The organism is Erwinia aeris, from assembly GCF_041224955.1.
Taxonomy (GTDB): domain Bacteria; phylum Pseudomonadota; class Gammaproteobacteria; order Enterobacterales; family Enterobacteriaceae; genus Erwinia; species Erwinia aeris.
The window spans coordinates 657,263-678,923 of the sequence record NZ_JBGFFX010000001.1 but is presented as its reverse complement, the minus strand read 5'-3'; the positions used below and the strand labels follow the sequence as shown (position 1 = coordinate 678,923).

Sequence of the window (21,661 nt, the reverse complement as noted above, 5' to 3'; positions counted from 1 at the left end):
AACGCAATGGCCTGGCGGTGCGCTGCCGTTTTTGGCAGCAATACCACCGCTTCATTACGGCAAAGGCTGAGCGGAAAGCAAACGCGCATGGACGCGCGCAACGAGCCGCCACGGATGGGTTCACGGCGTTTTCGGATTCCGCTGCCGCTTTTCACACGCTCAGGCGCGAGCGGTTGTATAAAGACTGAATAAATAATATGCAAAGCGCTCGTGTTAAAAGCGTCTGTAGACGATAAGCTACTGTCAACTTTGCCTGAAACGCCACAAGCAGGTATTCTACGGGCCATATTTACTGAGACGGTTATTGAGGTCGACATGATTATTAAACCACGCATTCGTGGCTTCATCTGTGTTACCGCCCATCCGGCGGGTTGCAAAGCTAACGTTGAAAAACAAATTGATTACGTGACCCGCCAGGGCAAAATTGCCAACGGCCCTAAAAAGGTGCTGGTGATTGGCGCTTCTACGGGTTACGGCCTTGCTGCCCGCATCTCTGCCGCCTTTGGCTGCGAAGCCGATACGCTGGGCGTGTTCTTCGAGCGTCCGGGCGAAGAAAACAAACCGGCTACCGCTGGCTGGTATAACTCTGCGGCTTTTGAAGAGCTGGCGGAAGCGAAGGGCCTGTATGCAAAAAGCATCAACGGCGACGCTTACTCAGACGAAGTAAAGCAAAAGACCATTGAGCTGATTAAACAGGATCTGGGTCAGGTCGATCTGGTGGTATACAGCCTGGCTGCGCCGCGTCGTACCCATCCAAAAACCGGCGAAGTCTTTAACTCTACGCTGAAACCGGTTGGCAAAACGCTGCACACGCGCGGCTTGAACACCGATAAAGAAACCATTACCGATATCACGCTGGAACCCGCTTCTCAGGAAGAGATCGACGGCACCGTAGCGGTGATGGGCGGCGAAGACTGGCAGATGTGGATTGACGATCTGAACGCGGCCGGCGTGCTGGCTGAAGGCGCGAAAACCACCGCCTTTACCTATCTTGGCGAGCAGATCACCCACGATATCTACTGGAACGGTTCTATCGGCGAAGCCAAGAAAGACCTGGACAAGCGCGTCCTGACTATTCGCGACACGCTGGCGGAAAAGGGCGGCGACGCGCGTGTTTCCGTACTGAAAGCCGTGGTTACCCAGGCCAGCTCTGCTATTCCGGTGATGCCGCTTTACCTGTCGCTGCTGTTTAAAGTGATGAAGGAAAAGGGCACTCACGAAGGCTGCATCGAGCAGGTTTACGGCCTGTTCAAAGACAGCCTGTACAACGCCTCACCAATTCTTGACGATGTTGGCCGCCTGCGTGCCGACTACAAAGAGCTGCAGCCAGAAGTGCAGGATGAAGTGGTGAAGCTGTGGCCGACCGTCACTAACGAAAACCTGAACGAGCTGACCGACTTCGTTGGCTACAAAACAGAGTTTATGCACCTGTTCGGCTTTGGCCTGGACGGCGTGGATTACGACGCCGACGTCAACCCGGATGTGAAAATCAAAAATCTGGTGCAGATGTAAGCGTAGAGGCGTCCTGCGGGACGCCTTTCTTTCACGCCTGCTAAATTTTTAGCCGAATTTGCCAGAAAAAGTGATATAGCCTTTTTTAAGAAAAAACGGCGGAATATAATTATCCCATCCTTTACGCTGGCAATATTGAATAAGCGCGACTCCGTGCATTACGTTAGCTTTTTCACAGCAGCGGGCTATTCTGTTTCTTAACGTAAGTTTGCTAACGTTGAGCATAGCTGACATGCGATCTCTTTTCATCCCACATAAAAGCAGCAGGATAACTTCCCACTCCCGATTGGTAAAAAGCGGGGAAGGTGCCGTAAAAGTAAGAGGTTTACGAGAGTGCTGACACAGAAATGTTGAAAAGTAGACGTTTGTGATTTCAATATAATTACAAATTATGCCAGGTGATCCGTCAGGCAATCGCCAGAGCCGCTTTTCAACCAAATAAGCCTGTTTTCTGTTATTTCCTTCTTGATTAAATATCCTTAAAACTATGCTCATAGCGCCTGTGGCTATAATTTTTTTGTCATCCTTTGTGATTCTGTCGTGAAAATCACAGAGGTCGGGGAACAGGTCTTTATCCGTACAGCCTTTTATTTTTTCGAAAGGCTGGCTGAAATAACGGCAGGCTTTCTGATTGGCATATACGTAACGAGAAGAGGCGTCTTTTATCACCCACCCGAACAGGGAGTAGCTAAAGTAATAGTCCATTTTTATTATCCAGAAATAATAATGTGTCCTTTTTTCAAAAAGAAGGCAGGAACGTAGTTATCTATATTTTTCTCCCTACAAAATTCAATTAGCATGGAGGATGAGCTCACTTCCGCTTTGCGATAGCAGCTTCTCAGGCGTCCACTGACGGCATGGATAGAAATTCCCAGCACATGCGCTACTTCTTTCAGGCTTAAGTTACACTGTAACAGATAAACCACTTCCCACTCTTTTTCCGTAAAGACAGCCGAAGGCGGCTGAAGAGTGACATGCTGACAGAGTTTGCCGTTAAGCAGCGATCCCGGCGTGATAATATTGACATGCCTGACGCTTATCACCGTGCCGACGCACTGGCGCTGTTCGTTAAATAACGGCTCCTGGATATTATAAGCGGGCTGTAAAATTTTCTCTTTGCCCTGAATATGCGTGGTAATAGCACGTACCGCTTTGCCGGTTTGCTCAATCTCTCTTTCCTGCTATGCAAATATATCAGCAAACTCGGCTACGGGAACAGGGACATCACGTATATTTAACCCTTCATAATCGAAGCGGGTTGAAATAGTTTGCCATATCTTAAAGGCATTGTTTACGTAAACAAAGTTGGAATTAATGTCTTTGACGGCCCATCCAGTAATCGGATCGTTTTCAAACATATTAATAAGATTTTTCGGAAGCGACTGAATTTTCATAGCGGTAACCCTACATAAAAAGAACCCTACATGAGATAAACCTTACATCAAACAGACCTTTTTTCACCTGCTATAAATAACGTAAAACAGGCTGGGGTGCCAATACCAGAGACACGATTAACAATATCAATTGATAAAAATTAAAAGCCTGAGCCGTATATCATCCGGATTATGCTATCCACTTAGCTCTACGGAAAGTAATGCGGCCTGCCCATTATAAGGGGATCCGATGAACAAAAATGATATCCACCCGGCAGATATTATTGCCTTATTGAAAAAGAAGGGCACAAACCTATCCGCTGTATCACGAGAAGCGGGGCTGGCCGCCTCTACTTTGGCTAATGCCTTACGAAGACCCTGGCCCAAAGGAGAGCGCCTGATAGCAAAGGCTCTGGAAATGCCGCCGGAAGACATATGGCCCTCAAGATATAAAAGCAGAAACGGGTGCGACCAGCGGCAACAGCTAACCAGGAAACGCTGACAGCCTGAAAAGAGCCGATGGCGCGAAGCGCATTGTCCTGTTGTTGAAAACAGTCTGATGGGATGAATAAAGGCTAATAAAAAAGCCGGTAACGGGCGTTACCGGCTTTGATCCGTACAGGATAACTATGCGAGAGAAGCCGCCGTGCGCTCTACCAGCGCCAGCAGAAGCTTGATGTCTTCCAGCGTCACGGTTGGGTTCAGCAGCGTCATCTTCAGGCAGGTTACGCCGTTGTGTTCGGTCACGCCTACGTTGGCGCGCCCGGAATCCAGCAGCGCATCGCCGATCTTCTGGTTAAGCAGGGCGATTGCCGCATCGTCGCCCTGTTGCGGACGGAAGCGGAACAGCACGCTTGCCAGCTGTGGCTCCATCACCAGCTCCAGCGCAGGCTGTTCGGCAACCCAGGCCGCAACCTGCTGCGCCAGCGTTACACCGTGATCGATGATTTCGGCATACTGCTTCTGGCCCAGCGCTTCCAGACCCATCCACATTTTCAGCGCGTCGAAACGGCGCGTGGTTTGCAGGGATTTGGAAACCAGGTTCGGCACGCCCTGAGCTTCATCGAACTCAGAGTTCAGGTAGGCCGCCTGGTAACGCATCAGCTCGTAGTGACGCGCTTCTTTCAGCAGAAACGCGCCGCAGCTGATGGTCTGGAAGAACTGCTTGTGGAAGTCCAGGGTGATGGAATCCACCAGCTCAATGCCGTCCAGATAATGACGATACTTATCAGAAAGCAGCAGCGCGCCGCCCCATGCCGCATCAACGTGCAGCCAGGTCTCGTTTTCTGCTGCGATCTGCGCGATTTCACGCAAAGGATCGATAGCGCCCGCGTCGGTAGTGCCCGCCGTTGCGACGATAGCCAGCACCTTTTCGCCGTTGGCTTTTGCCAGCGCCAGTTTGTCAGCCAAATCCGCCGTATCCATACGCGCAAAGCGATCGGTTTTCACCAGCGTCACGGAGCGGTAGCCCAGACCCATCAGCGCCATATTCTTCTGCACGGAGAAGTGGGCGTTTTCAGAGCAGAACACTTTGATCTTGCTGAGATCGCCCGGCAGACCATCCTGCTGGACAGAGTGGCCCTGACGCGCAAAGAACGCATCGCGCGCCAGCATCAGCCCCATCAGATTGCTCTGGGTGCCGCCGCTGGTAAAGACGCCCGCGTCGCCGGCCTGATAGCCGACCTGAGCGCGCAGCCATTCAATCAGCTTCATCTCAATGATGGTGGCTGAAGGGCTTTGATCCCAGGAGTCCATGCTCTGGTTGGTGGCGTTGATCAGCACTTCCGCCGCCTGGCTAATTACCAGGCTAGGGCAGTGCAGGTGCGCCACGCACTGCGGATGATGCACAGACAGACTGTCTTTCAGGAAGTACTCGATCGCACGCTCAATGGCGGCCTGGTTGCCCAGGCCCTCCGTGGTGAAATCCAGCGCGATACGCTCACGCAGCTCGGCTACGCTTTTGCCCTGATACATCTCAGGCTGTTGCAGCCACTGCACGACGGCCTGGCTGGTCTGGGCAATAGCCTGCTGGTAGGCTTCGGTGCTCTGCGCCGAAGCTGCCAGAATAGGGTTGGACCGGGACATCAACTTCACTCCGCAGAAACAGGTTTAACGCCGGCAGCAACCAGGGCGACTTCAAATTTATCCAGGAAAATACCCAGCTCTTCATTGCTGATCAGCAGCGAAGGCAGCAGGCGCAGCACGCAGCCGTGACGGCCGCCGCGCTCCAGGATCAGGCCAGCTTCAAAGCATTTCTTCTGCAACAGCGCGGAAAGCTCACCATCGGCTGGGTAGCAACCCATATGATCCTGCGGCTCGTTCGGCTTGACGATCTCAATGCCCAGCATCAGGCCCAGGCCGCGCACGTGGCCGATGACCGGATAGCGCTTCTGCATCTCTGCCAGTTTCGCTTTCAGCCATTCGCCCTGTTCGGCAACTTTATCGGCGATATTGTTGTCTTTCAGGTGACGCAGGGTGGTCAGGCCGGTTGCCATCGCCAGCTGGTTGCCGCGGAAGGTGCCGGTGTGGTGGCCAGGTGCCCAGGCGTCGAACTGCTTTTTGATGCCCAGCACGGCCAGCGGCAGACCGCCGCCAACGGCTTTGGACATGACAATGATGTCCGGCTCGATGCCCGCGTGCTCGAAGGCGAAGAACTTACCGGTACGCGCGAAGCCAGCCTGCACTTCGTCCAGGATCAGCAGAATGCCGTGTTCCTGAGTCACTTTACGGATGCGCTGCAGCCACTCGACCGGAGCCGGGTTCACGCCGCCTTCGCCCTGAACCGCTTCCAGGATCACCGCCGCAGGTTTGCGCACGCCGCTTTCCACGTCGTTGATCAGGTTTTCAAAGTAGTAAGCCAGCGCCTGCTCGCCCGCCTTGCCGCCGATACCCAGCGGGCAGCGGTACAGATGCGGATAAGGCATAAACTGCACTTCCGGCATCATGCCGTTAACGGCTTCTTTCGGCGACAGGTTGCCCGTTACCGCCAGCGCGCCGTGGGTCATGCCGTGGTAGCCGCCGGAGAAGCTGATCACGCCGGTACGGCCGGTGTATTTTTTCGCCAGCTTCAGCGCGGCTTCAACGGCGTCAGCGCCGGAAGGGCCGGTAAACTGCAGGCAGTATTCTTTGCCCTGGCCCGGCAGTAAAGAGAGCAGGTAGGCAGAAAATTCATCTTTCAACGGCGTCGTCAAATCGAGCGTATGTAACGGCAAGCCACTGGTAATGACATTTTGGATGCTCTGCAGCATATCAGGATGGTTGTGGCCAAGCGCCAGCGTACCTGCACCGGCAAGACAATCAAGATATTGATTATTCTCAACATCTGTAATCCAGACTCCCTGTGCTTTAGCAATGGCGAACGGCAGCTTGCGCGGATAGCTCCGCACGTTCGATTCATATTCAGCCTGACGGGCTAAAAACGCTTCATTGTTTCCTGATGAATTCGCACCAAAATTATCAATACGGACTTTATCCGTCATCATATCTCTCCTACAACCAGGGTTATAAATAACGCCGTAGTTGAAAAATAAATTAAAAGTGTGAGCGCTGTAAAAAAGCGCGGCCAATATAGGACTTTTCAGCCCCCGACTCAATCATTAATTTTGTTAAGATTACTTTAAGTTTTTCCTATAGTAATCAATATGTTGTTGGTTTTCTGACCCATTATCAGCCCGATGCTTTATTAACATCTCTACAACAAAGCACAAAAAAGGCCTTTTTGAACGCTTTGTGGCGTGCAAAAGGCGAGCAAGGCGTTGCTCTACCGGGGCAAAAACCGCTTTAACGGCCAACGAGCTGACATTTACCCGCGTGCTTAATAAGCGCAGCGGCAATAAAACCCGCTTACCCCTGGGCTTATTAAGCGCAGCGGCCGTAACGCGCCGCTTCGTTTATAAATGCCCTGAGGAAAGTCTTAAACAAAATAGAAGCAGACGACTTAACCTGCTGTTTTTAATTATAGAGCAAGCAAAGCCTGCGCGATAATGAAACAATTTTCTCGCTCTGAGCTAAATCATAGGCTGTACTCAAATTAAATAACGCGGGCTTACAATTTGAAACGGGAGTGCGGAAATGAGCAATCTGTTAAATATCAACGCTGAGGAGATCCTTACCCTTTTCCGCAAACATTTTCCGCATCTGCCGGAGGATATGGAGAGCAGCGTTAACGCAATTTTAGTTACCGAGCCGCCTCAGGAGGTCAATGCCGAAGTCACGCTTTCAGGGCAGGGTGAAGAGCATCTTATTCACTGTCAGATTATTGAAGGCTATAGCAACACCTGCACCGGCAAGGCCGCTCCGGCTATTTTCCCCTTGCAGCTTGCCAGCACCGGCACGCTCAGCAGCGCGGACTATGCCTTGCTGTTCCGGGATACGGCCCATTTTTACCTGGCCGCCAGCCTGGCGCTGACCGGAATTTTGTTTTATGACGCCGAAAAACAGCAGTTGCTGGGACTTTATACGGGATCGGCCATCGCTTCTGACGACAGCGTATCGTTTCTGCTGGCAGGCGGCTGGCACTCGAAAACGATGGACTGACGAACGGGGCCGTGACGGCCGGATTGTGGAAGGAGACTGTCGTACATCTGCTTACAGGTAATTACGCAAATCTGACAAAATGCTGTAGCGCCGTGTCAATTTCTGTTAATTTGTGGCACTGCTTTTTACGATACAGGCATTATTACCGTGATTTACGACTGCTTTTTATACTATGACGAAGATATGCTGCTGGAAATCCGGCTTAATACGCTCCATAAACACGTAGATAAGTTTGTCGTCGTTGAGTCGCTTTATACGTTTACGGGCAAGAAACGTGAACGTCTGCATTTTGATATCGAAAAATTTGCGGCCTTCAGGGATCAAATTATTTATGTTGTTAACGATCGCGTGCCGGTTATTTATCAGCAGGCTTTTTATTCCAACAGTTCTCTGGTCAACGCAGGGGAGACCGATCCCTGGCAAAACGAAAGCCATGCGCGTAACGCAATTATGCAAGGCCTGACGGACGCGCGGGATGACGATATCATTATCATATCCGATGTGGATGAGATTCCCCATCCTCAGGCGCTGGCGCAGTTCAGCCACAGGCACCTTTGCACCACGCTCTATCAGCATTTCTATAATTTTAAATTTAATTTGCAGGTCATGAACGAAGACGGGACGCCGCGCCTGTGCAAGCTGCCTAAAATGGTGACCTATAAAAACCTGAAAGGCTTTTTTCACGGCCAGCCCGAGCTGCTGCGCAACGTGAAGCGTAAAGGTACGCCGATTAGGGACAGCTGGCTACGCTGGAACCTGCTGAAATTTCGCACCAAAATCGTTCAGCGGGGTGGCTGGCATTTCTCCTGGGTGATGACGGATGAACGCATCAGCGAAAAGATGTCGACTATTTCTCATATTGAGCACGATCGGCCGGAATTTAATAATCCCGACCATATTCGCCGCTGCGTCGAGAACAATATCGACATCTGGAACCGCCCGCGCAAAATGAAGATAGTGCCGGTCGATAACGAGCATTTGCCGGGCTGGCTGGTGGCTAACAAAGCGCGCTTTCAGGCGTTTTTGAAAGAGTAGCGCGCTCCGTGACCACCGGCGCTCTGCCTATGCTTCGCCGCCATATTGCTCATCGGTGACTTTTTCGAGCCACTCCACAACTTTGCCATCCTGCGCTTCCTGGATCGCGATATGGGTCAGCGCGGTTTTGGCGCTGGCGCCATGCCAGTGCTTCTCAAACGGTGGGATCCATACCACGTCGCCGGGACGGATTTCACGCGCCGGTTCGCCCCAGGTCTGCACATAGCCAAAGCCTGCGGTTACGATCAGCGTCTGGCCCAGCGGGTGCGTATGCCAGGCGGTACGGGCGCCTGGTTCAAAGGTGACGCTGCCGCCGCTGGCGCGTGCGGGTTCGTTGGCAGGAAAAAGCGGATCGACGCGCACGGTGCCGGTAAACCAATCTTCAGGGCCTGCATAAGAAGCCTGAGAACCGCATTGATAGATATCAGTCATTATTTTTTCCTTGCAGATGAAAGGCCGACTGCGCCGCAGAACAAGCGAAGAGGGCGGACGAAATGAGATTAACGATAAGCGTAGCGCAAAACGAAGGCGAGAATAAGCTGACTGAACCGAATAAGCTAATGAGTGGCGCTCATGAATAGAAGTAATTAATTAATTATTAAGACTTTATTTTTGTCCTGATCTTTATCGTAAAACCAGATGCCGATCTTTGCATTTATTTGCCACGAGAAGTTAAAGGTAACTATGGTTTCCAACCTGAATATTATTTTTTAAAAACGCTGACGGGTGGGATAAATAAATGCTCTGAATAATCAAAATCGGTGGGTAAAGTGTTCAGCGCTACGCAGCAAATAACCTGCTACAGCGCAAGAAATGTTCCATCAGCTGAACCATTAAGAGGCTTTTTTAGTACGTTACAGCGATCTGGCCTATAGCGTTTTGTCATTACTATAGTCTGTAGGGTAAAGCGTAAATTGAGATGCCGTATAATGCTTTATTATGAGAGGCTTATAAGGTAACAATACCTCGCTTAAAATAAGCCAAAGCAGAAAGGCTCTTCTTAAAACAGGGCAGCATCAAGGGCGGAACAGCCTGCCCGTGCCGCCCAACAAGAAACGCCGTTTAGCTATGCATCGCAAGGCCTTTAATCGCTTTATCGACCGCTTTCTTAGGGCCGCGGATTGCCAGCCCCACTAAATTAAGATTGTCCGGGTCTTCTGCCTGAAAAGCCTGTCGGTTGGCCTCGTCGTGACCGGTCGAAAACATCGCCTGAACATAAGGGATCAGCGTCAGCTCGCGCGCCAGTCCTTTGCAATGCGCAGCCTGTAAACCGGCGAGATCGGCGGCAAACACCAGCATCGGCTGCCCGGCCATACAACCGTAGCGCTGGCCTTTGGCGTCTATATAAGGTTCGCCCCTAATTTCCGGCGCGGCGTAAGCGATACCGCTGGCTAAAAAGGCCGTTACGTTCAGTCGCTGCCAGATGGCAAGATCCTCGCGCACAATCAGTGCGATTTTACTGTCAAACATGCTGCTCTCCGCTGAGTAAGTCAGCTTTTATCTTCAGCGGAGAGAGGACTGGCGGTATAGAACATTTGTGCACTGCTGCTGGTAAGCCGCAGGCGTAATGCGGTAAGCGCGACGGAACCAGCGGCCAAGATGACTTTGATCGGCGAAGCCCACCTGCGCGGCCGCCTGCGCCGGGTGGCATCCCTGCGCCAGCAGCGCGCGTGCGGTTTTCAGCCGTAGCCTGACCAGATAAGCGTGCGGCGACTGGCCGAACGCCTGCTTAAACTGGCGCGTCAGGCGAAAACGATCCAGGCCAACGGCAAGCGCTACATCGTCCAGTCCAATATCGCTGGTCATTGACTCATGCAGAAAATCCCTGACGCGCAGCATGCCGCACAGATCCTGCGCCGCAGAAGGGCGGCCGTGCAGATGACGCGACAGAAGATCCACCAGCCGATCGAGATTTTGATCGCGGGCGAGCCTGCCTTCGGCGCCACGAATAGTGCTGAAAGCCTGCTGGATCGTCAGGTTGAGCCGATCGTCCTGCATCAGGGTTGAGCGAAAAGCCGCTTCCAGCGCGGAAATCTCGCCCAGGCCGCGCCGCTGGAGCTGAGTATTCAGCCAGCTTTGCGGCAGATAAAGCATGCTGTAGGTAAAGCCTTCCGGATTTGGGGCGTGGCCGTCATGTACCGCGCCCGGCTCAATCAGCATAATCTGTCCCGGCGTGCTGGTATGCAGCCTGCGGTGACAGTTAAAACGCTGTACGCCCATATGCGTTACGCCGACCAGCATCTCGTCATGATCGTGCGGATCGTAGGCGTGCCCGCAAAAATGGGCGTGAACGCTTTCGATGCCGGTTTCATTATCCCGGCGCAAAGTCAGCCAGTCGCCGGTAAGAGAGTTTGACATGGATGCTTTTTCGCCTGTACACCGCTCAGCGGCTAAATAATTCAGGCGAGTAAACTAGCATCCACGCCAGCCGCGGCGCAAGGTGGCCTCAATAAGACGCAATCCTTATCGAAGCCGTTGCCGGGTGGCCGCAGAAAAAGTAAAACCGCACAAAAGGCGATAATTGATCTGGCGTAAATTTCGCCATTTTCCCGTTTTTTTCAGGTAATTTAAGCCGTTTTTGAACAGGTTTACCTGCTAAATCATTTAGTTAAGTCATTAATAATTTGTAGTACTAATTGACGGGCAGCGGCATCCGCCTTCTGGCAGGATACGCATCCACGCAATGTGCATCCGGTTCAATAATTTCCATGAAGTGGTTTACCCAAAACGCGGTACTCTTCTCCGCTAAAACCTGTCTGGCCGCCTTTCTGGCACTTTATATTTCGCTTGAACTTAATTTTGAAAAACCAGCCTGGTCGTTAACGACGGTCTTTGTGGCTTCACAGCTCTATTCCGCTGCCACCATCTCCAAGTCGATCTTTCGCCTGTTGGGCACGCTGCTGGGCGGGCTGTTTATTTTCCTGATATACCCGGAAACCGTGCAGTATCCGCTGCTGTTCAGCCTGTGCGTCTCGCTGTGGGTCGCCGTCTGCCTCTATCTCTCGCTGCACGACCGCACGCCAAAAAGCTATATCTTTATGCTGGCAGGCTACAGCGCCGCCATTATGGGATTTCCCGGCGTGGTGTCGCCGCTCTCCATCAGCGATATCGTTATTTCGCGCATTGAGGAGATCACGCTGGCGATTATCTGTAGCAGCCTGGTGCACCAGCTGATCCTTCCGGTTTCCATGCGCAGCCTGCTGGAGCAGAGCGTCAGCGTCTGGTATCTGAACGCGCAGAAGCTGTGCCACGAGCTGATTACGGTCAGGCCAAAAGATAAGTCGCTGGAGCGGGAGGATATTCTGATCCAGATGGCAAACTATCCGACCAATGTGGAAACGCTGATTGTACATTGCGTCTATGAAGGCGATGCGGCGCGCAAGCTGATCCGGCTAGTCAGCGTGCAGTACCAGCACCTGTCGTACCTGATCCCTACGCTGACCGCTATCGAAGCGCGGCTGAGCATTCTGGCCGAACAGCAAATCCGCTTTCCGCAGGAGGTCACGGACGTCTTTGCCGATTTTGTCGGCTGGCTTAATCGTGGCGAGATTGCAGAGACGGCGCAAATGCAGCAGCAGCTTGCCGCGACCCAGACGGCGCTGAAACAGCAGTGGCGGAGCGGGGCGCTCGCCACGGAGGAGAGCATTTTGCTGATGGGCCTGCTGGAACGGCTGGCGGATTTTGTACGCATCGCAGGCGCCTATCAGAGCGTCAGCGTGCTGGTCAGCGATCTCTCCGGCGACACCAGCCTGGCGAAGGAGACGCGAGCGGAGCGCCATATTGATAACGGCCTGCTGCTGCTTTCGGCCGCCACGGCTTTTCTGGCGACCTTTATTTCCAGCCTGTTCTGGATCGGCAGCGGCTGGGCCGACGGCGCGACGGCACCGATGATGGCGGCGATTGTGGCGTCGTTCTTCGCCAGCATGGATACGCCGCTGGTGCCGATGAAAAGGTTTATCAAAGGCGTGTTTATCGCGCTGGCGATCAGCCTGTTCTACGTGGCCTTTTTGATCCCGCAGGCAACCACCTTCGAGGCGCTGCTGCTGATCCTGACGCCAGGGCTGCTGCTGCTGGGGCTGGTTATTGCCCGTCCCTCGACCAATCTGATCGGCATCAGCGTGGCGACGCAGATCCCGGCGTTTTTGGGCATGACTCACCACTTCACGCCAAATCTCACCGGCCTGATCAATACGGCCATCTCATCGATGGTCGGCATTATCGTGGCGGTGACCATTACGGCGCTGATCCGCAACAAGCGCCCTTCATGGACCGCCAAACGCACGCTGCGCAAAGGGCTGAGCGATTTGCTGCGGCTGGTGAAAGAGATTGAGCGCAACGGATCTTCGCTGCTGGCGCGGCAGCACTTTGTGGTGCGGATGCTGGATCGGGTCAATATTATCCTGCCGCGTATGCGTCTGGATCCGCATCCCGATCTGGTTTCTGGCGGCAATCTGCTGACGGAAGCCTGGCTGGGCGCTAACTGCTATGACTACTATGCCCGCCATCGCGAGCTGCTGGAAAGCTATCGCATTGACAGCGGCCAGATGTTTCACGAGCTGGCGCTGTTTTTAAAGCGGCGCATGAAATCGTTACAGACGCAGCCGCATCAGCATTTGCTGGAGGAGCTGGATCTGCTGTTGCTGAAGCTGGAAGCGTTGGCGGGCAAAGACGAGGCCGTGTTTGCGCCGCTGTTTTATCTGTTTAACGTTCGCCTGTCGCTTTTTCCGGGTCAGCGCTGGCCCGATATCGCCTTATTGAAAACTATCCGGCGCTGAGCGCGCGCTGGCCCGCCGCCAGATAAGCCTGCATCTCTTCTTCCGGCACCATGCCGCCGCCCGTGGCCCAGACCAGATGCGTGGCGCGAGCCATCGTCTCTGCATTAAGGCGATGCTGTGCCAGATAGTGGGCGCTCAGGCGTTGCGGCCCGGCCATTCCGGCCAGCGCGGAAGGTTCAAGGCGAAGATTTTCCGTGGCGGCCAGCGCGGCCAGCAGCTGGTACATCCTCTTATCGCTGAGCGTATAGCAGCCGTCGATCAGCTGCGCCATCGCCCGGCCGACAAAACCAGAAGGACGGCCGACCGCCAGGCCATCCGCCGCCGTTTTATTATCAAGCCCGATATCCGCGACGGCGACGGCCTCGTGCAGCCCGGTGCTCATCCCCAGCAGCATGCAGGGCGAATGCGTCGGTTCGGCAAAGAAGCAGTGCACGTCATCGCCAAAAGCAAGCTTCAGGCCAAAGGCCACGCCGCCCGGCCCGCCGCCCACGCCGCAGGGCAGATAAACAAACAGCGGGTGCGCGGCATCCACCGTTCTGCCTGCCGCCTCAAGCTGCGCGCGCAGGCGCAACCCCGCCACGGCGTAGCCCAGAAACAGCGTGCGGGAATTTTCATCATCGATAAAAAAACAGTGCGGATCCTGTTCCGCCTCGCGACGTCCCTGCGCCACGGCCACGCCGTAGTCTTCCGCGTATTCCACCACTTTTACGCCGTGCGAGCGCAACTTCTCTTTTTTCCACGCGCGGGCGTCGGCAGACATATGCACCGTGACGTCAAAACCCAGCGCGGCGCTGATAATGCCGATAGAAAGGCCGAGGTTGCCGGTTGAGCCTACGGCAATACGCTGCTGGCTGAAGAATGCCCGCAGGCGCGGCGACAGCAGGATGCGGTAATCCGCCTCGGTCGTCAGCAGGCCTGCGGTTATCGCCAGCCGTTCCGCGTGGGCAAGCACTTCATAAATACCGCCGCGCGCCTTAATAGAGCCGGAAACGGGCAGGTGGCTGTCTTTTTTCAGCCACAGTGCGCCAGGGATAGCGCCGTTTTCGGCCGCCAGCCATTGCTGCATGGCGGGGATAGCGATGACCGGCGATTCGATAATGCCGCCCGCCGTAGCGGTTTCCGGAAAGGCCTGCGCTAAAAGCGGCGCAAAGCGCTGGAGCCTGGCTTCGGCCTCTTGCGCATCCTGCCTGCTCAGGCCGACCTGCTTCAGGCCTTCTTCCACGCGGGCAAGATGGGGATTAAACCAGGTGGTGGCTTCCAGCGTCTGCAGCTGGCGGACAACGGGGTGTTGCAGAAGGCTATCTGACATGGCGGCTTGTCGCTCGGCAAAAAAAGAGGGCGCGCGACAGGCCGGACTCACCGACGCGCAGGGTGTCGGTGAGTGTAGCTTTCTCTTTCCTGATGGGAAAGGGCGGCCGTTAGTATTCGTCTTCCTTGATATTGGCGACGGGCGCCAGAACCGTTTCCGCCAGCGGGCGCAGCGCCTGGCCCTGCTGAACGCGCTGCGGCCAGTCGTGGTTAGCCAGCGCGGCCTTGCCAATGGCGACAAAATCCGCATTAGCGAGCAGCTGCTCTTCAGCCCGTTCGCCGTCGTCCAGCCCGCCGTTGGCGATAATGACCGTATCCGGTGCGCCGACGCGTGCCAGTTCAACCAGCGAGCGATCGTTATTTTCAAATGCCGGCAGCCAGGCTTTGTATTCGGTGATATGGATATAATCGACGCCCGCTTCCTGCAACAGGGCAAATACTTTTAGCGCGCCCGCTTCGCCTTCCTGCCATTTGTGCTGGAAGTCGTTGACCTTACCCTGAGAAATACGCACGCCCAGCATCGCCTCGCGGCCAATTTTGTTGCGTACCGCGCGGATAACTTCCAGCGTCAGGCGCAGGCGATTTTCGATCGAACCGCCCCAGGCATCTTCACGCTGATTCTGATAGTCGGTAAAAAACTGATCGAGCAGGTAGCCGTTAGCGGCATGAATTTCCACGCCGTCGAAGCCGGCCCGCGTGATGGCACGTTCCGCGCTGTTGGCAAAGCTGGCGATGACCTCCTCAATTTGCTGGGCGGTCATCGCTTCCGGTACGGCGTAATCGCCTTTGCCGTGATAAAAAGCCAGCTGCTGGCCGCGCGGTTTGATAGCGGACGGGCCGATGGTGGTGGTGCGGTGAATATTCGCCTGGGAAAGCGCACCGCCGTGGATCAGCTGAGCGATAACCACCGAACCCGCTGCTTTTACCGCATCCGTAACCTTGCGCCATCCGGCTACCTGCTCGTCGCTGACGATGCCGGGCTGGTAAGCGTAGGTCTGCGACCAGGCGCTATCGATATAGAGGCCTTCGGTGATGACGCCGCCGAAGCCGCCCTGCGCGAAGCTGGCGTAGTAGCGCTGTACAATCTCGCCGGGCACGCCCGTTTCAGAAGCGGAGATACGCGTCATCGGCGCGACGAGCGCCCGGTTTTTAAAAGCGATGCGGCCGATCTGACCCGCTTTAAACAGTAAAGGATGCATAATAGTTCCTGAAGATAAATGAATACAGGATCCAGTATAATGAACGCGATGCAACGGCAGAACCGCCGCAAACTGACTAGATGAATAACGGAAACCGTTATAATGAACCTGAAAGACGTTGAGGTTTTCTGCGCGATCGTAGCCGTGGGCAACCTGACCAGGGCCGCCCGAACGCTGGGATCGACCGCCATGACCGTTTCCCGCCGTCTGGCGCTGCTGGAAAGCGAGCTGGGCGTAAGGCTGCTGCAACGCACCACGCGCGCCGTCTCGTTGACCAGCGAGGGTGAAGAGTTTTTGCCCTATGCGCGGGCAATGGTTGAAGCAGAGCAGACGGCTAAAAATATGTTCAGCGCCGGGGCGACGGGCGCCTTCGGGCTGCTGCGCGTGACCGCGCCGTCCGGCTTTGGCAGGCGCAACGTTTTGCCACTGCTGCCTGAACTGATGGCCGCTAATCCGCAAATGAAGGTCGAGCTGAATTTAAGCGAAGATGCCGTCGATATCGTGGCGCAGGGCTATGACATCGCCATCCGCATCGCGCCGCTGCGGGATTCCCGGCTGGTGGCGCACAGGCTGGCGGATAACCCCAGAGTCCTTTGCGCCTCTCCGGCCTATTTGCAGCGTAACGGTGCACCAAAGCTGCTGGCGGATCTGAAAAACCACGCCTGCCTGCGGCTGTCCGCGCTGCCGTGGTGGCTGTTTGAAAATCAGGGCGGCGCGGTCAGCTACACGCCGGATGCCCGTTTCAGCTGTAGCAGCGTGGAAGGCGTGAGGGAAATGTGCGTGGCCGGGGCGGGCATTGCGCAGCTGACCGCGCTGGACATCCGGGAAGAAGCGGCGCGAGGCGAGCTGGTGCCGCTGATGCTTGAGGATATGGCGATGCCCGCGCTGGCCGTCTGGGCGCTGCTGCCGACGCGGCGCTATACGCCGCGCAGAGTGACCGCCTTTCTGGCGGTGTTAAAACAATCGCTTGGCTGAGAACGGACTATGGTTAAGGTTCCGGATCGCAGGTCACAGAACGCAGATGCAGGCCGTGCCGATCTGTCCCTTTATACGCTTTTTTGCGGAGAAAAAATGAAGCCAGTTCTGTTTGCTCTTTTGACGATCGTCTCCGCCAGCGCATCGGCCAGCAACATAGTGATCAATCAGCGCGTTCCCGCTGCCGGCGTGGCCGTACAGGGTGAGCTAATCTGGCAGCAGCAGCAAATTTCTGCACGGCCCTGGAACAGCGCCCAGCTTGGTGGCAAAGTACGGGTGCTGCTGCATATGGCCGGAAGAATTTCGGCTAAAGATCAGAACGCCGCATTGATTGACGCGTTGAGCAAGGCGAACCTGCCGCACGATCGCTACCAGACCACCACCATTGTTAACACCGACGACGCCATTCCGGGCAGCGCGGTATTTGTCCGTGCCAGCCTGAAATCCGCAAAGGAGGCGTCGCCCTGGTCGCAGTTTATTATTGATGCTAACGGCGCGGTCAGGCGAGCCTGGCAGCTAAAAGCGGGCGGCTCGGCAGTCATGGTGCTGGACAGCGAAGGGCGGGTGCGTTTTGCCCGCGAGGGCGCACTGACGCCCGCCGAAAATCAGCAGGTGTTAGCGCTGCTGAAAAGTTTGCTGGAGCCGCAGACTTCCTGAGCCTTCTTGCCCGCTTTTGAGAGCGTTCGCGCAGAGTGAAAAACGGTCGCAACAGACAGCTTGAAGTAGCCTGTTAAGCGCGGTAGCCTGCCTGCATCGAATATAAATCTCTTTTTATGACAGGTAACATCGGCAATGGCTTTGATCCCCAAAAACTACGCGCGGCTGGAAAGCGGCTACCGCGAGAAAGCATTAAAAATCTACCCGTGGGTATGTGGACGCTGCTCGCGAGAGTTTGTTTACTCAAACCTGCGTGAACTCACCGTCCATCATATCGATCATGACCATACCAATAATCCGGCAAACGGCAGCAACTGGGAATTATTGTGCCTGTATTGTCACGATCACGAACACTCAAAATACACTGAGGCTGACCAGTACGGTACCAGCGTTGTGGCGGGGGAAGATGCGCAAGACGATGTGGGCGCCGCCACCTATAGCCCTTTCGCCGATTTAAAATCGCTGCTTAACAAGAAGAAATAGCGCCAGAAATGTCCGCTTCCTGCTCAGGGCAGCCGCTATGCGAGACGCCGGTCTGCTTTGCGCAATAAACGGATGTTGCAGTGCAGTTAAGCAGGGCAGGCCCGGCGCGCGGCCACCCGCAAGTCATCATAGCCAGCAACCACGGAAGACAGCACTTTTCCCCCGCCGTTGCTGGCTGCTCGCGCTTTACTTTATTTTTGCTGTTCGCTTTCGCCAATGACTTTGTTAATGGCTTCGGTTCCACACCGATCGTCGGACTCGGCGCCGCCGGTTCCCGCCATGCCGATAGCGCCAATCCACTGACCGCGATATTTAATCGGTACGCCGCCGCCCAGCAGCAATAGCTCGTTAACAGTATTCAGGTTAACGGTATCCGGCGAGGATTGAGCTTTACGGGTAAACTCTTTCGTTGGCGTTTTGGTAGACAGCGCCGTGAAGGCTTTGCGCCAGGCGGCCTGCGTATTATGCGGCCCCACGTTATCATCTCTCATCAGCGAAACCAGGTTTCCGCCACGATCCACGACGGCCACCACGCCCTGGCGATTCATACCGTGACATACGGACAGCGCTTCCGTGGCCAGCTTACTGCTGAGTTCCTGCGTCATGTCATAGACGGCTGCTGGCCCGGTAGCCAGAGCCATGCCTGGCGTCGTAGCGAGCGCAAGGGCAATCATAAAATGTTTCATTTGTGCTCAGCTCCCCCGATACCGCTTAACGGTTTTTTACTGGCAGCGAGAGGCAGGGCAGTGACAAACCTTTTCATGTTAATTCTCCTGTATTAATCACCCTGCTGTTATACCCGCGTGGCTGTCGTCATTACCTGTCAGAAAGATGACCATATTGTCATCTGGCGCGCCGCGGCCGCCTGGTGCTGGTGCTGGCGTAAGCCCCGGCAGAAGAGAGCGCAGGGTACGCGGACACCGGCAACGCCCGCAGTTTGCCGTTAACAGAAGACGCCGTTTTAACCATTAAAAATGGGTTTGCGCATAATGCGTATATAAGTCAATCAGTTGCAGAATAAAATATCCGCGCTACAGTTGATCTTTCCCGGTTTTGCCCTTATCGCACGCTGAGCGGTGCTGATAAGCCAGATGAACTCACGTTTAAGATGAAACCATCCACCTGAATGGAGAGAACAGATGAAGAAAAAATTGATGCTCACGGCTTTGCTTGCCGCACTAAGCAGCGGCGTCGCGGCCGCTGAAGGCGGATTTAAGGCGGGAGAAAAGGCTCCGCCGCCTGAAAAGGAAGATGCGGCACAGAAAGGCACAGAGGACACGCGCGCCACAAAAGCAAACCTGATCCGTGATTTCAGACAGGGCGGCTATACAACGCTTGAGGGATATATTGTCAAGGAGCAAAGACCGGGCAGCTATCTTTTTCGTGATGCCAGCGACGAGGTTCGGCTACAGGCTTCTGCCGATGCTTTTCTCGGCAAAACCTATCAGGCTGATGACAAGGTTCGCGTCAGCGGTCGCGTTTATGGCAGAGCGGATAACGCCTTTATGAAAGTGACCCGGATCGAAAAACCCTGAACGGCGCAACAGAGCCGGCGACCCTGTTTCTTTATAGCCTCGGCATCATTTTCCTTTATAAAAGCGGGAATGTATCAAGCCAGTTATGACGCCTGCTTTTTGAGCAGGGCGCAGTCATAACGTACGAGGAGCTGCATAACCGGCAGGCACAGGGCATAACGCGCTTTTTCAGGGCTGATCGCCACGCAAGCCTGCTACGCCCTGACGCGGGCGTCTGCTTCTGGCGCAAAACAGAAGCAGCGCGCGGCCGCAGGCGGCTTTCTACTTAAGTTGGGCTTTAACGGCGGCCGTCTTGACGTTTAAGGCATAGCGGGCGTCGGCGTCTTCTACCGCTTTGATGCGGGTAGAGATATCGTTCAGCACGATCCTGGCAGCACTCAGAGCGATCGCGCCGCTCCGGTAGTCCTGCAACAGCTTGTCCAGCTCGACGTCAAGCTGTTGAGCCAGGTCAGGCTGCGCCGCATCAGGCGCTTCGCCTACATAGAACTCATAGATGCGCAGTGCGGAGCGGTCGCCGGCAGGTTCTGTGTCAGCGCCCTGGTCGATCTGATTGTACACGCCAACATGCGGAACGTGCGGGCGAGCTAATCGTCCGGCAGTGAGCGTAAACTCTTTACGGCTGGCAGATTCGCCATGTCCACAAACCACGGTGAGCTTGTTCCCTCTGATGCGGTATTCCAGCTCCAGAAGCGCCGGGGTTGCGCCGACGTTGACGAGTTTGACTTTGTCGGGGTCTTTGGTTTCGTCATAGTCCCGCACGCCTACCTTGATCTCGCCATTGTCGTAGAAGCCCTTGATGGTAGGGTCATTGCCGTCGTCACAGTGTAGTTGCAGCACTACTACGTCACCGTCGTAGTTTACGGCCAGCAGCTCGCCCTTCAGGCGGATGAGCAGTTCGGTGTAGTCCTTCAGGAAGATCGGCGCCGGGAACTTGAACTCGGTGCGAGTGCGCTTCACGGAGCCGGTAGTGGCGCCAGTTGTAGGTGCGATCACGTCGAAGTAATCCGCACCGCGTCGGATCAGACCTTTGGCTTCCAGATCGGCCAGCACCGATTCGACAAGCTCAGCGGACTTGAAAGTCCGGGCGGTACTGGCGCCGGGCTTTTTCAAAGGGGTAGTCAGATCCAGTTTGAGCAGGGTATCCAGTGGTTCAGTCATGCTTACTCCGTGTTAACAAAATGCGTGAGGGATAAAAACGCTGTTTCTTATTTGGATAAATGAAATAGGTTAATTAAGCGCTTATCGGAATATAGCACCCTTTCTTCTTTTGCTCTGAGGGCAGGGATGTTTTGAGCGCAATCACCCATCGCTCGCGCCTGGGATTACGCCGTGTAAATTATTTTTTACGGGGGTTAAGCGTCTATCATTCGTCAGGAGGTGACAGTAAAGACTGGTCTTTAATAGAATGGCAGTAGTTAATGCTATTAAATTAATTTATGGTAATGAATTAATCTGGATTAAATACTACTAAGGACTTATAGAATGATCAGAACCCCTACGCTGGCTGTATGTTTGCTGATAACCGCCGGTTGCCTTTCAGCCAGCACTTTTGCTCAGCAACAGTCTTCAGATAATCTTGCCCCTTATCCCAAACCGGAAAAAGGCATAAGCCGACAAATAATACAGCTGCCAGAACGTAAACATGAAGAGTTATATAAAGTGGAACTGATGATTGGTCAGACACTGGAAGTTGACTGTAACCAGCATCTTCTCCTCGGCCAGCTGCACAGCAAGACAGTTGATGGTTGGGGCTATGATTATTATGTCTATGAGGCAGCGAAATCGCCAGACTCCGGCGCAATGCACATCTCGACCAGAATGGCCTGCCCGGCAGGTAAAAAGGAAAAGAAATTTGTGCCCGCCAACCTCGGGGCGGATGGCATGTTGAGGTATAACAGTAAACTTCCCGTCGTGGTTTATACGCCAGAGAATATTGAGGTTAAATATCGTATCTGGAAAGCCGATGATAAAATCAACGCTGCCGAAGTGAGATAATTAACTTACGGGTAAACTCTCTTGCTTGTATCTGACATTATGTGGTGATTAGCTACCACCACCGAAGCAGAGTGAGCCCGTCCTCGTCCTTCAGTTCATTACAACACTGAACCTTGATTTGCAGCACATGACCCTCCGCTTTACCTTCCACGCCAGCACATCAGGTGAGGGCTGGCAACCCGGCCGCGCAAGGGAACCGGAGGGCGCCTTGAGGATGTTGGCGTCTTTGATCTTCAGGAAGAGTAAAACAGTGTTGCACCAGCCGGATAGCTGAAGGA

At 54.5% G+C, this 21,661-nt stretch carries 21 protein-coding genes; 10 read left to right on the top strand and 11 right to left on the bottom strand.

Going from position 1 to position 21,661, the window contains the following annotated elements:
• The first annotated feature begins 315 nt into the window (after window positions 1–315).
• Window positions 316–1,512 (top strand): enoyl-ACP reductase FabV, encoded by a 1,197-nt coding sequence (gene fabV / locus AB6T85_RS03240; protein WP_253454325.1) that lies wholly within the window; start codon window positions 316–318, stop codon window positions 1,510–1,512.
• Between the two features lie 48 nt (window positions 1,513–1,560).
• On the opposite strand, the gene AB6T85_RS03235 is transcribed toward fabV, so the two are convergent.
• Complete coding sequence (locus AB6T85_RS03235) at window positions 1,561–2,217, bottom strand: helix-turn-helix transcriptional regulator (protein ID WP_369894786.1); 657 nt, start codon at window positions 2,215–2,217, stop codon at window positions 1,561–1,563.
• Window positions 2,218–2,693: 476 nt separating this feature from the next.
• A complete protein-coding gene (locus tag AB6T85_RS03230) occupies window positions 2,694–2,906 on the bottom strand; it encodes a hypothetical protein (RefSeq protein WP_369894785.1) in 213 nt (70 codons plus the stop codon).
• A gap of 229 nt (window positions 2,907–3,135) precedes the next feature.
• On the opposite strand from AB6T85_RS03230, the gene AB6T85_RS03225 reads away from it, so the two are divergent.
• Window positions 3,136–3,387 carry a helix-turn-helix domain-containing protein gene (locus AB6T85_RS03225; protein ID WP_301250934.1) on the top strand — a complete coding sequence of 84 codons (252 nt, stop codon included), beginning with the start codon at window positions 3,136–3,138 and terminating at the stop codon, window positions 3,385–3,387.
• 125 nt (window positions 3,388–3,512) lie between these two features.
• Here the strand turns inward: AB6T85_RS03225 and AB6T85_RS03220 are convergent, their stop codons facing one another.
• Window positions 3,513–4,970 carry a pyridoxal phosphate-dependent decarboxylase family protein gene (locus AB6T85_RS03220; protein WP_253454321.1) on the bottom strand — a complete coding sequence of 486 codons (1,458 nt, stop codon included), beginning with the start codon at window positions 4,968–4,970 and terminating at the stop codon, window positions 3,513–3,515.
• A gap of 5 nt (window positions 4,971–4,975) precedes the next feature.
• Window positions 4,976–6,367 (bottom strand): diaminobutyrate--2-oxoglutarate transaminase, encoded by a 1,392-nt coding sequence (locus AB6T85_RS03215; RefSeq protein WP_253454320.1) that lies wholly within the window; start codon window positions 6,365–6,367, stop codon window positions 4,976–4,978.
• 589 nt (window positions 6,368–6,956) lie between these two features.
• Between AB6T85_RS03215 and AB6T85_RS03210 the strand changes: the two genes are divergently transcribed.
• Both AB6T85_RS03210 and AB6T85_RS03205 read left to right on the top strand, forming a co-directional pair.
• A complete protein-coding gene (locus AB6T85_RS03210) occupies window positions 6,957–7,421 on the top strand; it encodes a VapA/VapB family virulence-associated protein (protein WP_253454319.1) in 465 nt (154 codons plus the stop codon).
• A 147-nt stretch (window positions 7,422–7,568) separates the two neighbouring features.
• A complete protein-coding gene (locus AB6T85_RS03205) occupies window positions 7,569–8,456 on the top strand; it encodes a glycosyltransferase family 17 protein (RefSeq protein ID WP_253454318.1) in 888 nt (295 codons plus the stop codon).
• Window positions 8,457–8,483: 27 nt separating this feature from the next.
• Here AB6T85_RS03205 and AB6T85_RS03200 read toward each other — a convergent pair whose 3' ends face one another.
• The 3 genes from AB6T85_RS03200 to AB6T85_RS03190 form a co-directional block, all read right to left on the bottom strand.
• Window positions 8,484–8,888 (bottom strand): (R)-mandelonitrile lyase, encoded by a 405-nt coding sequence (locus AB6T85_RS03200; protein WP_253454317.1) that lies wholly within the window; start codon window positions 8,886–8,888, stop codon window positions 8,484–8,486.
• 630 nt (window positions 8,889–9,518) lie between these two features.
• Window positions 9,519–9,926 carry a DUF2000 family protein gene (locus tag AB6T85_RS03195; RefSeq protein WP_125290061.1) on the bottom strand — a complete coding sequence of 136 codons (408 nt, stop codon included), beginning with the start codon at window positions 9,924–9,926 and terminating at the stop codon, window positions 9,519–9,521.
• 33 nt (window positions 9,927–9,959) lie between these two features.
• Window positions 9,960–10,814 carry an AraC family transcriptional regulator gene (locus AB6T85_RS03190; protein ID WP_369894784.1) on the bottom strand — a complete coding sequence of 285 codons (855 nt, stop codon included), beginning with the start codon at window positions 10,812–10,814 and terminating at the stop codon, window positions 9,960–9,962.
• 350 nt (window positions 10,815–11,164) lie between these two features.
• Between AB6T85_RS03190 and AB6T85_RS03185 the strand changes: the two genes are divergently transcribed.
• Complete coding sequence (locus tag AB6T85_RS03185) at window positions 11,165–13,231, top strand: FUSC family protein (protein WP_253454316.1); 2,067 nt, start codon at window positions 11,165–11,167, stop codon at window positions 13,229–13,231.
• Here AB6T85_RS03185 and dsdA read toward each other — a convergent pair.
• The gene (gene dsdA / locus AB6T85_RS03180) at window positions 13,218–14,540 is read right to left on the bottom strand and encodes a D-serine ammonia-lyase (RefSeq protein ID WP_369894783.1); all 1,323 of its coding nucleotides are present in this window, start codon (window positions 14,538–14,540) and stop codon (window positions 13,218–13,220) included. The genes AB6T85_RS03185 and dsdA overlap by 14 nt on opposite strands.
• A 109-nt stretch (window positions 14,541–14,649) precedes the next feature.
• Entirely contained in the window at window positions 14,650–15,738 is a 1,089-nt protein-coding gene (locus tag AB6T85_RS03175; protein WP_369894782.1) for an oxidoreductase, read from the bottom strand.
• A 102-nt stretch (window positions 15,739–15,840) separates the two neighbouring features.
• Between AB6T85_RS03175 and AB6T85_RS03170 the strand changes: the two genes are divergently transcribed.
• The 3 genes from AB6T85_RS03170 to yajD all read left to right on the top strand — a co-directional run bounded on the left by AB6T85_RS03170 (window position 15,841) and on the right by yajD (window position 17,853).
• Window positions 15,841–16,713: a LysR family transcriptional regulator gene (locus tag AB6T85_RS03170; protein ID WP_369894781.1), complete on the top strand. Its 873-nt coding sequence runs from the start codon at window positions 15,841–15,843 to the stop codon at window positions 16,711–16,713.
• Between the two features lie 96 nt (window positions 16,714–16,809).
• Window positions 16,810–17,370 carry a YtfJ family protein gene (locus tag AB6T85_RS03165; protein WP_369894780.1) on the top strand — a complete coding sequence of 187 codons (561 nt, stop codon included), beginning with the start codon at window positions 16,810–16,812 and terminating at the stop codon, window positions 17,368–17,370.
• A 135-nt stretch (window positions 17,371–17,505) separates the two neighbouring features.
• The gene (yajD, locus tag AB6T85_RS03160; RefSeq protein WP_369894779.1) at window positions 17,506–17,853 is read left to right on the top strand and encodes an HNH nuclease YajD; all 348 of its coding nucleotides are present in this window, start codon (window positions 17,506–17,508) and stop codon (window positions 17,851–17,853) included.
• Window positions 17,854–18,044: 191 nt separating this feature from the next.
• On the opposite strand, the gene AB6T85_RS03155 is transcribed toward yajD, so the two are convergent.
• Window positions 18,045–18,539: a GlcG/HbpS family heme-binding protein gene (locus AB6T85_RS03155; protein ID WP_253454310.1), complete on the bottom strand. Its 495-nt coding sequence runs from the start codon at window positions 18,537–18,539 to the stop codon at window positions 18,045–18,047.
• A gap of 453 nt (window positions 18,540–18,992) precedes the next feature.
• Here AB6T85_RS03155 and AB6T85_RS03150 point away from each other — a divergent pair, with 453 nt between their 5' ends.
• A complete protein-coding gene (locus tag AB6T85_RS03150) occupies window positions 18,993–19,388 on the top strand; it encodes a YgiW/YdeI family stress tolerance OB fold protein (RefSeq protein ID WP_301250928.1) in 396 nt (131 codons plus the stop codon).
• 261 nt (window positions 19,389–19,649) lie between these two features.
• On the opposite strand, the gene AB6T85_RS03145 is transcribed toward AB6T85_RS03150, so the two are convergent.
• Window positions 19,650–20,546 carry a polysaccharide lyase family 7 protein gene (locus AB6T85_RS03145; protein WP_253454308.1) on the bottom strand — a complete coding sequence of 299 codons (897 nt, stop codon included), beginning with the start codon at window positions 20,544–20,546 and terminating at the stop codon, window positions 19,650–19,652.
• A gap of 324 nt (window positions 20,547–20,870) precedes the next feature.
• Between AB6T85_RS03145 and eco the strand changes: the two genes are divergently transcribed.
• Complete coding sequence (eco, locus tag AB6T85_RS03140) at window positions 20,871–21,383, top strand: serine protease inhibitor ecotin (protein WP_301250925.1); 513 nt, start codon at window positions 20,871–20,873, stop codon at window positions 21,381–21,383.
• The last annotated feature ends 278 nt before the right edge of the window (window positions 21,384–21,661 follow it).